Genomic DNA, 12361 nt, shown 5'->3' on the forward strand with positions numbered 1-12361 from the left:
TCTCCTACTTAAGGCCGTGAGGCTGGTCGTATCCTTCGGGCGAGTACGCGGGAATCACCTGAGTGTCGTCGTCGCGGTTGTCGTGGCGGTACTCGTGCTCGGGGTAGGCCGACGCCGCGCCCTCCCCCTCGAGCGATTCGACGATCGCGGCCTGAGCTGCCGGCGGGAGAGTGTGCAGGATCTGACGGACGCGATCCTGACGCCGCCCCACCGCCTGACGCACCGGCATACCCGGCGTCGCCTGCATCTGCGGAACGATGCCCTCCACATCCTCGACGCCACCGGCGTGGTGTCCGGCATCCACGAGCGCCTGCTCGTGAGCCATCTGCGCCTCGTCCTTCTCCTCCGACATACCGATCGGACCGATCATCGTGCCGTTGAGGAACTGCTTGACCACCGGCTCATCCGACGTGAGCAGCACCTCGCGCGGACCGAACATCACCAGCTGCCGTCGGAACAACATTCCGATGTTGTCCGGAACCGTACGAGCAAGATTGATGTTGTGCGACACGATCAGAATCGTCGCGTCGATCTCGGCATTGATATCGATCAATGTCTGCGAGATGTACGTCGTACGCACTGGATCGAGGCCCGAGTCCGGTTCGTCTACGAGGATGATCTCCGGATCGAGAACCAGCGCACGCGCCAGCCCGGCGCGCTTGCGCATACCACCGGAGATCTCACCGGGAAGCTTGTCCTCCGCACCGAGCAGACCCACGAGTTCGAGCTTGCTCATCACGATCTTGCGGATATCCGACTCGGACTTCTTGGTGTGTTCACGCAGCGGGAAGGCCACGTTGTCGTACAGGTTCATCGATCCGAACAGAGCACCGTCCTGGAACAGCACCCCGAACAGCTTCCGGATCTCGTACAGATCCTTGCTCGAGCACTGCAGGATGTCGGTGCCGTCGATGATGATCGAGCCCTGCTCGGGCCGCAGCAGACCGATCAGCGACTTGAGGAACACCGACTTACCCGTACCGGACGGACCGAGCAGCGCACTGACCTCACCGGCCGGAAGTGTCAGCGACACGTCCTGCCAGATCCGTTGCGAGCCGAAGGACTTGGTCAGTCCCTCGACGGAAACCTCTACGCCCACGATTACCTCCACACTGTTTCGACGCCATCCACCCCTGTGGGTTGGGCCACTCTATCGCATCGAAGTGTTACCTGTGACAGTGAATACTACTAACGAGTAAGTTGGCAAATCAATGCCTCTCGCATAGGGGGACTTATGCTATGACCTGCACAGATACACAGTGGGTACGGTATTCGGAAAGCTTCCCGGATGTGCCGGAACACGCGGGCGATTCCGAATCGGAAACAGATTCGCCGTGAACGACGAAAAGCCGCCCCCACGGATTCGACATCCGTGGGGGCGGCTTCGCGCTTGCGCCACTACGCGGCAGTGACTCCCGCGCGAGTGAGAAAACCGTCTTACTTGACGGTGACCTTGGCGCCGGCCTCTTCGAGCTTGGCCTTGGCAGCGTCTGCAGCGTCCTTGGCGACCTTCTCGAGGATCGGCTTCGGAGCACCCTCGACGAGGTCCTTGGCTTCCTTCAGGCCCAGGCCGGAGACGAGCTCGCGCACGACCTTGATGACCTGGATCTTCTTCTCGCCGGCACCTTCGAGGACGACGTCGAACTCGTCCTGCTCGGCCTCGGCCTCAGCAGCAGCGGCCGGAGCGCCGGCAGCAGCAACGGCAACCGGAGCAGCAGCGGTGACCTCGAAGGTCTCCTCGAACGCCTTCACGAACTCCGAGAGCTCGAGCAGGGTCAGTTCCTTGAAAGCGTCGAGCAGCTCTTCGGTGGTGAGCTTCGCCATGGTGGCGGTCCTTCCTGATAAGTCCCATGTCGCTGATCCGCGACCGGTTGGGAGTGTGCATGCCGGAGCACGCGTGGATGTATCTGTTTTCGCGGTGATGCAGATTCGCGGTGATGCGGATCAGCGTCAGGCGGCTTCTTCTGCCGCCTTCTTCTCCTGCAGGGCGGCCGCGAGGCGAGCCACCTGGGAAGCGGGAGCATTGAACAGGCCGGCGGCCTTTGCCAAGTTGCCCTTCATCGCGCCGGCGAGCTTGGCCAACAGAACCTCGCGGGACTCGAGGTCCGCGATCTTGTTGACCTGGTCCACGGACAGCACGTCGCCGTCCATGTACCCGCCCTTGATGACGAGTGCCTTGTTGTCCTTCGCGAAGGCCTTGAGGGCCTTCGCAGCGTCCACCGGCTCGCCCTTGACGAACGCGATGGCGGTCGGACCGACGAACAGATCGTCGAGACCCTCGACGCCCGCCTCAGCGGCGGCACGCTTGACCAGGGTGTTCTTGGCGACGGAGTAGGTCGCACCCTCTCCGAGCGCGCGACGCAGCTCGGTCAGACTTCCCACCGACAGGCCACGGTATTCCGTGACCACAGCGGCCGTCGAGGTCTTGAACTGCTCGGTGATCTCCTCAACTGCGGAGACCTTCTCGGGCTTTGCCATACTTCGCCTCCTCTCAGTTTCAGTCGTTTTCCCGGCGTCCCGAACGGGACGTCCCACCTGCGACAGGCGTTGGGCCGAGAAACGACGAACGCCCCGGCGCAGGGCACACGGGGCGTAAAAGGAGAAGGCAACGAATCCGGTTCGGGCCCGAGGGCTCGACACAATTCTCTCGCATCTCCCCTAACCTCGTCCTCCTGCGTGGGCCGCCGGACAAATCCGGACCTTCAACCGATTCCGCACGCGGAAAAGGTGACCAACGGTCTTGGGTAGAACATGATCGGGGTGAAGATCGGCACAATGCCGAACTACGTTGTAAACAGTAGCGGATGGAACCGCCGTAATGCAAAACGGTCGGCACGGAGGAATCCGTGCCGACCGTTCGATGCGTTCGTAGAACGACCGCAGCCTATTCAGCGACCTCGAGCAGGTTACGCGTACGCGCCGGATCCACCGGGATGCCCGGTCCGGTGGTCGTCGCGATCGTGACCTTCTTGATGTAGCGACCCTTCGCGCTCGACGGCTTCGCACGAAGCACCTCATCGAGTGCAGCAGCGTAGTTCTCGACCAGCTTGGTCTCGCCGAACGACGCCTTGCCGATCACGAAGTGCAGGTTCGAGTTCTTGTCCACGCGGAAGTTGATCTTGCCGCCCTTGATGTCCGTCACAGCCTTCGCGACGTCCGGGGTAACCGTTCCGGTCTTCGGGTTCGGCATGAGACCACGCGGGCCCAGAACACGAGCGATGCGGCCGACCTTGGCCATCTGGTCCGGGGTCGCGATGGCGGCGTCGAAGTCCGTCCATCCACCCTGGATCCGCTCGATCAGATCCTCGGCACCGACGACATCCGCGCCGGCAGCCTCGGCCTCTGCGGCCTTCTCGCCGACAGCGAAGACGACCACGCGGGCGGTCTTACCCGTGCCGTGCGGCAGGTTCACCGTGCCGCGGACCATCTGGTCCGCTTTGCGCGGGTCCACACCGAGGCGCATCGCGACCTCGACCGTGGCGTCGTAGTTCTTGGACGTCGTCTCCTCGACCAGCTTCGCTGCCTCGAGCGGGCTGTAGAGGGCGTCCGGGTCGATCTTCTCGGCGGCGGCGAGGTAAGCCTTGCTGCGCTTTGCCATGTTGTTTCCTAACTCTCACCGATAGGTGAATGGTTCGGGAGTGGTGCGGGCCTGGCCGGCCCTCCCACACTTGCTGTACGGAGGTCAGCCCTCGACGGTGATGCCCATCGAGCGCGCCGTGCCCGCGATGATCTTCGCGGCGGCCTCGATGTCGTTCGCGTTGAGGTCTTCCTGCTTGGTCTTTGCGATCTCGCGCACCTGATCCATCGTCACCTTGGCGACCTTGGTCTTGTGCGGCTCGCCGGAGCCCTTCTGCACACCAGCCGCCTTGAGCAGCAGCTTGGCGGCGGGAGGAGTCTTCAGCTTGAAATCGAACGAGCGGTCTTCGTAGACCGTGATCTCGACCGGCACCACATTGCCGCGCTGCGACTCGGTCGCCGCGTTGTAGGCCTTGCAGAACTCCATGATGTTTACGCCGTGCTGACCCAGCGCGGGGCCGACCGGCGGAGCCGGGTTGGCCTGGCCGGCCTGGATCTGGAGCTTGATGAGCCCGGCGATCTTCTTCTTCTTGGGGGGCATCTCTATTCCTAGTTTCTTGCTCGGTGTGGTTCTTGCGTATTCCTACTGCAAGCTTTCGTGTGTCGAAACGATCAGCGAATCAGAGCTTCGAGACCTGAGTGAAGGACAGCTCCACGGGGGTCTCGCGACCGAAGATCGACACCAGGACCTTGAGCTTCTGCTGCTCGGCGTTGACCTCGCTGATCGACGCAGGCAGTGTGGCGAACGGACCATCCATGACGGTGACCGACTCGCCGACCTCGAAGTCGACCTCGATGGCCGGCTTGCTGGTGGCTGCAGGCGTCTGGTCGCCTGCGGCGGGTGCACCTGCGGCGGGCTTCTTCTTCGCCTGCTGCGGAAGGAGGAACTTCACGACCTCCTTGATCGTCAGCGGCGACGGCCGAGACGTGGCACCGACGAATCCGGTGACACCGGGCGTGTTGCGCACCGCGCCCCACGATTCGTCGTTCAGCTCCATGCGCACCAGGATGTAGCCGGGCAGCACCTTGCGGTTGACCTGCTTACGCTGACCGTTCTTGATCTCGGTGACCTCTTCGGTGGGTACCTCGACCTGGAAGATGTACTCGCTCAGGTCCAGGTTCTGCACGCGGGTCTCGAGGTTCGCCTTCACCTTGTTCTCGTAGCCGGCGTACGAATGGATCACGTACCAGTCGCCCGGTTCGAGACGCAGCTGCTTCTCGAGCGCTTCTGCAGGATCGACATCGTCGGCGGGTTCGGCTTCGTCGGCGGGCTCGGCTTCGGCCAGAACGCCCGCCTCCACCGACTCTTCGGACGCGGGGTCGTCGACGACCGCCTGGTCGACGATTGCCTCGTCGACAACGACCTCGTCCGAAACGCGCTCGTCGGCCGAGGGCTCGTAGGAGTCGTTCTCGGGGGTGCTCACCGGGGCACTTTCCTCTCGTCGATCACAATTTGCCGGCGCGCGTACGCGCTAGCCGAACAACCAGTTGACGCCCTGAGCGAACGCCAGATCCAATCCGAAGATGAACGCAGTCATGACGGTCACGAATGCAATGACGACGAGCGTGTAGGTCGTCAGCTGCTTGCGATTCGGCCAGATCACCTTGCGAAGTTCCGCGATGACCTCGCGGAAGAATCGACGCAGGCGCTTGAAGATGTTCTCGGATTTCTGCTGAGCGGGCCGGTCGGTCGATTCGACCGCGGCCCGGCGTCCACGCGAGCCCTCGTCTACGGAGGACGATGTCTGCGCTGCGCCGGATCGGCGAACTGCGCGCTTACCGCTCGGACGCGAAACCGAAGAGGAAGCGTCGGGGGTTGCGCCGGTTTCCGGTCCAGCGTCACCGGGTGCAAACCCTCCGGTGTCGCCGTCGCGCCTACCGCGCTCCTCGCTCACATCGTTCCTCTCGGTCGCTGGGCAGTCCGGGTGCAGGGGCGACAGGACTTGAACCTGCAACCTGCGGTTTTGGAGACCGCTGCTCTGCCAATTGAGCTACGCCCCTTTGGGCCGATCATCGGCGTCGAGTCCTCGACACCTCGCAGATCGGCCGATCTGCGATCACATGACACGCGCGCCACTCCACCGGTACATCCAAGTACCGAAGAGCAGCGCGCTGCGCTATGCGATCCCAGAAGCCCTAGTGTACTTCATTGCCCCGGGACCACCCAATCCGCTCGACCGTCAGGCCAGGCGGACCGTTGCCGTGGCTCGCCCGAAGATCTTACGTCCTTCGGACTTCGCCACGATCGCGACCACTGCTGTCTTGCTGTCCGGGTCCACCGACTTGACCTTGCCGGTGAACTCGATTGCGGCGGCCTTGTCGGCCTCCACGAACACCGGGCTCGTGAAGCGAACGTTGTATTCGTTCACAGCACCCGGATCGCCGAGCCAGTCGGTGACGAAGCCGGCGGCAATGCCCATGGAGAGCATGCCGTGTCCGACCACGTTGCGCAAACCGGCAAGTTCGGCAACCTTGTCGCTCCAGTGGATCGGGTTGGGATCACCCGACACGCCGGCGTAGTTGACCAGGTTTCCACGCGTGAGCGACACGACCCGAGAGGGAAGTTCTTCACCCACCGCCACATCATCGAAACTACGGAGCGTCATGCATCATCACATCCTTGACGGCTTCCGCGATGTTCGCGTCGACCTCACCGCCGGTGCGACCGACGAGCGTGGTCCACGTGGTCAGAACAAGATTGTCGTACTGATCCGTGATGACGTTCTTGGTGGTGATGATGTCGCTGCCGGCCACCTGACGGAATTCGTCGAGGTACACGTCGCAGAACAACCGATCGCCGACCTGGATCGGCCGGTGGAAAACGAGCCGCTGATCGGTCTGCATGATCTGACTGAGGTCGTATCCGGTGACGATCTCCTCGAACAGCTTGCGCTGCGCGATGATCCCGATGATCGACACGAAGGTCAGCGGTGCGATCAGGCCGTCGTATCCGAGACCTTTGGCTGCTTCTTCGTCGTGATGCGCGGGGTGGGAGTCGAGCACCGCCCGGGCGTATTCACGGACCTTCTCTCGGCCGACCTCGTAGAAATCGTCGACACGATAATGGTGTCCGACCATGGACGCGGCGTGAGCCGCGGCATCGAACGGGATCCCGGCCCGTTCGGTCACGTCCACGGGTTGCTCATTCATGAGAATGTCTGTCATACGCAAAACCTCCGCAATTCCGCTCAACGCCTAACGGCGTGGGCGGCACTGCGGAGAGCTCACGCGTCGACGTCGATCCCGAACAGGCTACTTCGACTCGCGATGCGCCTGGTGGGTGCCGCAGTTCGAGCAGAACTTCTTCAGCTCGAGGCGGTCGGGGTCGTTGCGACGGTTCTTCTTGGTGATGTAGTTGCGGTGCTTGCACACCTCGCAGGCCAGGGTGATCTTCGGCCGAACGTCGGTGGAGGAGGCCACGGGATGCCTTCTTTCGCGTGAATCTGATCGCTTCCGATCAGGGTGGTTCGTTCTACTTCGGTAGCGGTGACCGGACTTGAACCGGCGACGCAACGATTATGAGTCGTTTGCTCTACCAACTGAGCTACACCGCCTCGGTGTCGAGTGCCGCAAGTATAGGGCGTCACTCCAATCCAGCGAGCCCCCTGACGGAATCGAACCGTCGACCTTTTCCTTACCATGGAAACGCTCTGCCGACTGAGCTAAGGGGGCGTGGCCACCGTGAGCATCTCTGCTCCCTGCGGCCTCCAAAAGATTACACACAGTCGCCGTGAGTACAAAATCGGCAGGTAGTTGCATGAAAACGCACCTTTGCCGGGCACCGACCGAACGATACCGCGCTCACCGACCGACCCCGAGCGAAACACTCCCCGGAAGCAGAACAGCCCCGGTCCGAAGACCGGGGCTGTTCTGTGTGGCAGATGTAGGATTCGAACCTACGTAGGCATAAGCCGACGGATTTACAGTCCGCTCCCATTGGCCGCTCGGGCAATCTGCCGGGTGCGATCGAGATTGCATCCTCGATGCGTTTGAAAATATACAACGCAGACCCCCCTGAAATGCAAACCGGGTGGTTACGGGGTTGGGCGAAGCGATACCGTCGGCTGGACACGCCCTACCATCCGATCCGAAGTGGAGATACTCAACGTGGCTGATTCGTCGTTCGATGTGGTGAGCAAGGTCGATCGCCAGGAGGTGGACAACGCCCTGAACCAGGCAGCGAAGGAGATCTCGAATCGATTCGACTTCCGAAACACCGGCGCATCCATTGTGTGGGCAGGCGAGGAATCCATCACGATCACCGCCGACACGGAAGACCGCGTGCTCGCGGCACTCGACGTGTTCAAAGAAAAGCTGATCCGGCGCGACCTGTCGCTCAAGGCGTTCGACGCGGGTGAGCCGGCCCAGTCCGGAAAGTCCTACAAGCTCACCGGCTCGCTGGTGGAGGGAATCTCGCAGGAGAACGCGAAGAAGATCTCCAAGCTCATCCGTGACGAAGGCCCCAAGGGCGTCAAGGCCCAGATCCAGGGCGACGAACTGCGGGTGAGCAGCAAGAAGCGCGACGACCTCCAGGCAGTGATCTCACTGCTCAAGAACGCAGATCTCGACATCGCACTGCAGTTCGTCAACTACCGCTAGATCGATCCGGATCCGTTTCCGGCCTCGACAGCCTCAGTACAGGCAGGCTCAGTACAGGCAGGCTCAGTACAGGCCTGCCATGCGTTCGAGCCGCTCGATCCGATCGGCCATGGGCGGGTGGGTCGAGAACAGCCGACCGACCTTGTCGCCGGCCCGGAACGGATTCGCGATCATCATGTGCGATTGAGCGGCCAGCTTGGGTTCGGGTGGCAGCGGTGCGGCCTGCGTTCCGCGTTCGAGCTTCCGTAGCGCCGACGCCAGCGCCAGCGGGTCGCCGGTGAGTTCGGCCCCGGATTGATCGGCCTGATACTCGCGTGAGCGCGACACGGCCAGTTTGACGACCGAGGCCGCGATAGGGCCGAGCAGTGCGACCAGCAGTAACGCGAGGGGGTTGGCACCACCCCCGCGGCTTCCGCCGAAGGCACTCGCGAAGAACGCGAAGTTCGCCAGGCCGGATATCACGGCGGCCATCGCACCCGCGACCGACGAGATCAGAATGTCGCGGTTGTACACATGCGACAGTTCGTGACCGAGCACCGCGCGGAGTTCGCGTTCATCGAGGATCTGCAGGATGCCGGAGGTGCAGCAGACAGCGGCGTGGCGGGGGTTCCGTCCGGTCGCGAACGCGTTGGGCGCGTTGGTCGGGCTGATGTACAGGCGCGGCATGGGCTGGTGTGCGGTCGTCGCGAGTTCGCGCACGATCCGATAGATCTGCGGCGCCTCCACCTCGGTGATCGGCTGAGCGTGCATCGCCCGCAGTGCGAGCTTGTCGCTGTTGAAGTACGCGTAGGCGTTCATACCGACGGCCATGACAACCGAGATCACCAGGATCGTGGTGTTCTGGAACAACGCGCCGATGAACACGATCAGCGCGGACATCCCGATCAGCAACGCTGCCGTCTTCAGGCGGTTGGCATTTCCGTGCACGTCACGCCTCTTCCCGAACATCGCTCGACCGGGGCCAACGCTTCCGCTGCCCGACCCGGCGATATCTGTCCCGTCTACTTGTCCGTTCAACGGACGAGTAGATCCGGAGGTTCCCGGTGTCTACCCGACGCGAGCGACAGTGAAATCGACCAGGCGTCGGAGTGCCTCGTTGGCAGGGCCCTGCGGCAGCGCCTCCAGCTCGGCGTGCGCTTGATCGACGTAGGTCTGCAGGGTCTTCTTGGCGGCGTCCATGCCCGACGACCGTTTGAGCAGTTCGAGAGCTTCTGCGACCAGCTCCTCGTCTTCGAGAGGACCGACGAGGAGTTCGCGGAGGCGGTCGGCGTCGGGACCCTCGCCCTTCAACGCGTACAACACCGGCAGGGTGTGGACACCCTCGCGCAGGTCGGTGCCGGGTGTCTTACCCGAGTCCGTCGTGTCCGACGCGATGTCGATGATGTCGTCGACGATCTGGAATGCGACCCCCACCGCGTCACCGAGGCGCTCGAGCCGCTCGATCTGGTCATTCCCGGCACCCGAGAAAGTACCTCCGAACCGGCCCGAAGCGGCGATCAGCGACCCGGTCTTCTCCCACACCACACGCAGGTAGTGCTCGATCGGGTCCTTCTTCTCGCTCGCGCCGATGGTTTCGCGCATCTGGCCGGTGACCAGCTCGGCGAACGTCTTCGCGATGACCTCCACTGCGGACGGCCCGAGTGTGGACGTGAGTCGCGACGCGTGGGCGAACAGGTAGTCGCCGGCGAGGATCGCCACGCTGTTGCCCCAGCGCACGTTCGCGCTGGGTGCTCCGCGGCGCACCGTCGCCTCGTCCATGACGTCGTCGTGGTAGAGAGTGGCGAGGTGGACGAGCTCCACCACTGTTGCAGCCGTCACGATAGACGGATCGTTCGGCTTGGGCCCCAACTGTCCGGTGAGCACGGCGAACAGCGGTCGGAACCGCTTACCTCCGGCCTTCGCGAGGTGCAGTGCCGCCTCGGTGAGGAAGTCCTCACCATCGGACAGTTCCTCGACCATCAACGTCTCGACCGCGGCCAACCCGTCCCGCACGTTCTCGGCCAGGACCGGGTCGCCGAGTTCCACACCTGCGACCATGGTGTTCGACACCATGCCGGCGGCCGGCGCCGTCCCCTCAGTGCTCACAGAAGTACCCATCCTGTCTGTCGGCTCGGCTCCACGGTAGTGAACCTAGCCGCTCGTTTCGTCGCCCACCTCGCCGAGGCGCACATCCACGCCTGAGAAGATGGACGCGTGGTGGCCGACAATTCCGCGGGAGAACCGCACCGATCCCTGTCCTACATGCCCGACAGTACCGACGTGCTCGTCATCGGCGCTGGTCCGGCCGGGTCGTCGGCCGCAACATGGGCGGCACGATCCGGACGCGAGGTGCTTCTCGTCGATGCGGCCACGTTCCCGCGTGACAAGACATGTGGCGACGGTCTGACCCCGAGGGCGGTCGCCGAGCTCGATCGACTCGGACTGGGCGAGTGGGTGCGCACGCGCACCGTCAACCGTGGATTGCGCTTGGAGGGGTTCGGTGGCAGCTTCGAACTTCCGTGGCCATCCGGGTCGTTTCCGTCGTCGGGCAGTGCGGTCCCCCGCACCGAACTCGACGATCGGATCCGGCGTACCGCCGTGGAGTCCGGCGCACAGATGGTGGAGGGCGCGAAAGCGGTCGACGTGGAGCGCGACGGCGATCGAGTGACCGCTGTGGTCTTCCGCACGCACGCCGGCCCGCGCACTGTCATCTGCCGGCGTCTCGTCGTTGCCGACGGTGTCCGCTCCCCCCTCGGCAAGGTGCTCGGCCGGAGCTGGCATCGCGACACCGTCTACGGCGTCGCGGCCCGCGCCTACGCGACCTCGCCCCGCAGCCACGATCCGTGGATCACGTCACACCTCGAACTTCGGGACGATGCCGGGGTCCTCCAGGCCGGATACGGGTGGGTGTTCCCGCTGGGAACCGGCGAGGTCAACCTCGGCGTAGGAACCCTGGCGACCGCCGCGCGCCCCGCGAACGGGTCGCTGCGTCCATTGATCGAGCTGTACGCGACGAAGCGCCGCCCCGAATGGGAACTCGGCGACGTGACCCGCGTCGCATCCGCGTTGCTCCCGATGGGTGGTGCCGTCTCCGGTGTCGCGGGCCGCAACTGGGCACTGATCGGGGATGCCGCGGCCTGCGTGAATCCGCTCAACGGTGAAGGAATCGACTACGGGCTCGAGGGCGGCAGGTTGATAGCCGAGGTCCTGGACTGCGACGACCTCACCGATACGTGGCCGGCAATGCTGCGCGAGCACTACGGTCGGTCGTTCTCCACGGCCCGGCGACTCGCGGGCCTGCTCACCCGACCGAGGTTCCTTCCCTCGACCGGCCCGGTAGGTATGCGCTCACGCGCCTTGATGACGGTCGCAGTACGCGTGATGGGAAATCTCGTCACCGACGAGGACGACGACCTGGTCGCCCGCGTGTGGCGGACCAGTGGACGCATGTCGATGCGATGGGATCGACAGCCGCTCTTCGCCTGAGAGGTCGGCCGCTACCTGACCGCGTGATGCAGCACGGTGATGCCACCCGTCAGGTTGCGCCACCGCACGTCGCTCCATCCGGCAGCCTCGATGCGCTTCGCGAGATCTTCCTGCGCGGGCCACTCGCGGATCGATTCGGCAAGGTAGACGTACGCGTCGGGGTTGCTGCTCACCAACCGGGCCACGCCCGGTAGCGCTCGCATGACCACTTGCATGTAGACCGACCGCAACGGCTCGCGCACGGGCGTGGAGAACTCACAGATCACGAGTCGACCACCCGGCTTCGTCACGCGCGCGATCTCGCGCAGTGCCGCGTCGGTGTCGGCGACGTTGCGCAGACCGAAGGAGATGGTGGCGGCGTCGAACACGGCGTCGGCGAACGGCAGACACATCGCATCGCCCGCAACCATGGGCACCTTCCGGAACTCACCGGCGTGGAGCATGCCCTTGGAGAAGTCCGTCGCAACGACCCATGCACCGGATCGCCCGAGTTCGACCGTCGAGACACCTGTTCCGGCGGCGAGATCGAGCACCCGCTCCCCCGGTTCGAGATCGAGCGCCGCTCGGGTGGCGCGACGCCACTCGCGGTCCAGCCCGAAAGTCAGCACCGTGTTGGTCAGGTCGTAACGCGCGGCGACCCCGTCGAACATGGACGCGACCTCGCGCGGCTCCTTGTCGAGAAATGCGCGCGATCCGTGAGTTTTTGCCACGGCCGAAACGT

General features: G+C 63.8%; 15 protein-coding genes and 4 tRNA genes. 2 read left to right on the forward strand and 17 right to left on the reverse strand.

The features are described 5' to 3' along the window. Positions 1-4: 4 nt before the first annotated feature. The 14 genes from EV641_RS10140 to EV641_RS10205 form a co-directional block, all read right to left on the reverse strand. Positions 5-1102, reverse strand: coding sequence for an ABC transporter ATP-binding protein (locus EV641_RS10140; protein WP_277874487.1), 1098 nt, complete (start codon positions 1100-1102; stop codon positions 5-7). A 335-nt stretch (positions 1103-1437) separates the two neighbouring features. Beyond that, positions 1438-1824, reverse strand: coding sequence for a 50S ribosomal protein L7/L12 (rplL, locus tag EV641_RS10145; protein WP_054713319.1), 387 nt, complete (start codon positions 1822-1824; stop codon positions 1438-1440). 126 nt (positions 1825-1950) lie between these two features. After that, a complete protein-coding gene (gene rplJ, locus EV641_RS10150) occupies positions 1951-2478 on the reverse strand; it encodes a 50S ribosomal protein L10 (RefSeq protein ID WP_054713318.1) in 528 nt (175 codons plus the stop codon). Positions 2479-2884: 406 nt separating this feature from the next. Continuing rightward, complete coding sequence (gene rplA, locus EV641_RS10155; RefSeq protein WP_054713317.1) at positions 2885-3598, reverse strand: 50S ribosomal protein L1; 714 nt, start codon at positions 3596-3598, stop codon at positions 2885-2887. 84 nt (positions 3599-3682) lie between these two features. After that, positions 3683-4117 carry a 50S ribosomal protein L11 gene (gene rplK / locus EV641_RS10160; RefSeq protein WP_006552290.1) on the reverse strand — a complete coding sequence of 145 codons (435 nt, stop codon included), beginning with the start codon at positions 4115-4117 and terminating at the stop codon, positions 3683-3685. 79 nt (positions 4118-4196) lie between these two features. Then, a complete protein-coding gene (gene nusG / locus EV641_RS10165; protein WP_132471732.1) occupies positions 4197-5000 on the reverse strand; it encodes a transcription termination/antitermination protein NusG in 804 nt (267 codons plus the stop codon). A 48-nt stretch (positions 5001-5048) separates the two neighbouring features. After that, positions 5049-5471 (reverse strand): preprotein translocase subunit SecE, encoded by a 423-nt coding sequence (gene secE, locus EV641_RS10170; RefSeq protein ID WP_054713323.1) that lies wholly within the window; start codon positions 5469-5471, stop codon positions 5049-5051. Positions 5472-5504: 33 nt separating this feature from the next. Beyond that, positions 5505-5577: transfer RNA gene (locus tag EV641_RS10175), tRNA-Trp, on the reverse strand. A gap of 179 nt (positions 5578-5756) precedes the next feature. Further along, positions 5757-6182: a (3R)-hydroxyacyl-ACP dehydratase subunit HadB gene (hadB, locus tag EV641_RS10180; protein ID WP_054713315.1), complete on the reverse strand. Its 426-nt coding sequence runs from the start codon at positions 6180-6182 to the stop codon at positions 5757-5759. Continuing rightward, the gene (gene hadA, locus EV641_RS10185) at positions 6169-6741 is read right to left on the reverse strand and encodes a (3R)-hydroxyacyl-ACP dehydratase subunit HadA (RefSeq protein WP_054713314.1); all 573 of its coding nucleotides are present in this window, start codon (positions 6739-6741) and stop codon (positions 6169-6171) included. Before hadA ends, hadB begins: the two co-directional genes overlap by 14 nt. 87 nt (positions 6742-6828) lie before the next feature. After that, complete coding sequence (gene rpmG / locus EV641_RS10190) at positions 6829-6996, reverse strand: 50S ribosomal protein L33 (protein ID WP_054713313.1); 168 nt, start codon at positions 6994-6996, stop codon at positions 6829-6831. A gap of 61 nt (positions 6997-7057) precedes the next feature. Beyond that, positions 7058-7130: transfer RNA gene (locus EV641_RS10195), tRNA-Met, on the reverse strand. A gap of 45 nt (positions 7131-7175) precedes the next feature. Next, positions 7176-7248: transfer RNA gene (locus EV641_RS10200), tRNA-Thr, on the reverse strand. Between the two features lie 203 nt (positions 7249-7451). Continuing rightward, positions 7452-7534: transfer RNA gene (locus EV641_RS10205), tRNA-Tyr, on the reverse strand. 149 nt (positions 7535-7683) lie between these two features. On the opposite strand from EV641_RS10205, the gene EV641_RS10210 reads away from it, so the two are divergent. Next, on the forward strand, positions 7684-8175 hold the full coding sequence (locus EV641_RS10210) for a YajQ family cyclic di-GMP-binding protein (RefSeq protein WP_132471733.1): 492 nt from the start codon (positions 7684-7686) through the stop codon (positions 8173-8175). 63 nt (positions 8176-8238) lie between these two features. On the opposite strand, the gene htpX is transcribed toward EV641_RS10210, so the two are convergent. Next, entirely contained in the window at positions 8239-9123 is an 885-nt protein-coding gene (gene htpX, locus EV641_RS10215; protein WP_054713312.1) for a zinc metalloprotease HtpX, read from the reverse strand. A 99-nt stretch (positions 9124-9222) separates the two neighbouring features. Next, positions 9223-10272 (reverse strand): polyprenyl synthetase family protein, encoded by a 1050-nt coding sequence (locus EV641_RS10220; RefSeq protein ID WP_132471734.1) that lies wholly within the window; start codon positions 10270-10272, stop codon positions 9223-9225. A gap of 144 nt (positions 10273-10416) precedes the next feature. On the opposite strand from EV641_RS10220, the gene EV641_RS10225 reads away from it, so the two are divergent. Then, positions 10417-11640, forward strand: coding sequence for a geranylgeranyl reductase family protein (locus EV641_RS10225; RefSeq protein ID WP_132471856.1), 1224 nt, complete (start codon positions 10417-10419; stop codon positions 11638-11640). Positions 11641-11651: 11 nt separating this feature from the next. On the opposite strand, the gene EV641_RS10230 is transcribed toward EV641_RS10225, so the two are convergent. After that, on the reverse strand, positions 11652-12350 hold the full coding sequence (locus tag EV641_RS10230; protein ID WP_132471735.1) for a demethylmenaquinone methyltransferase: 699 nt from the start codon (positions 12348-12350) through the stop codon (positions 11652-11654). Between the last annotated feature and the right edge of the window lie 11 nt (positions 12351-12361).

The organism is Rhodococcus sp. SMB37 (assembly GCF_004345605.1).
In the GTDB taxonomy this organism is placed as follows: Bacteria; Actinomycetota; Actinomycetes; order Mycobacteriales; family Mycobacteriaceae; genus Rhodococcus.

Coding starts and splice junctions, on each gene's coding strand:
- hadA (WP_054713314.1), bottom strand. CDS start 6,741: ATGACAGACATTCTCATGAATGAGCAACCCGTGGACGTGACCGAACGG.
- htpX (WP_054713312.1), bottom strand. CDS start 9,123: ATGTTCGGGAAGAGGCGTGACGTGCACGGAAATGCCAACCGCCTGAAG.
- rplK (WP_006552290.1), bottom strand. CDS start 4,117: ATGCCCCCCAAGAAGAAGAAGATCGCCGGGCTCATCAAGCTCCAGATC.
- hadB (WP_054713315.1), bottom strand. CDS start 6,182: ATGACGCTCCGTAGTTTCGATGATGTGGCGGTGGGTGAAGAACTTCCC.
- rplL (WP_054713319.1), bottom strand. CDS start 1,824: ATGGCGAAGCTCACCACCGAAGAGCTGCTCGACGCTTTCAAGGAACTG.
- EV641_RS10225 (WP_132471856.1), top strand. CDS start 10,417: ATGCCCGACAGTACCGACGTGCTCGTCATCGGCGCTGGTCCGGCCGGG.
- rplJ (WP_054713318.1), bottom strand. CDS start 2,478: ATGGCAAAGCCCGAGAAGGTCTCCGCAGTTGAGGAGATCACCGAGCAG.
- EV641_RS10220 (WP_132471734.1), bottom strand. CDS start 10,272: ATGGGTACTTCTGTGAGCACTGAGGGGACGGCGCCGGCCGCCGGCATG.
- rplA (WP_054713317.1), bottom strand. CDS start 3,598: ATGGCAAAGCGCAGCAAGGCTTACCTCGCCGCCGCCGAGAAGATCGAC.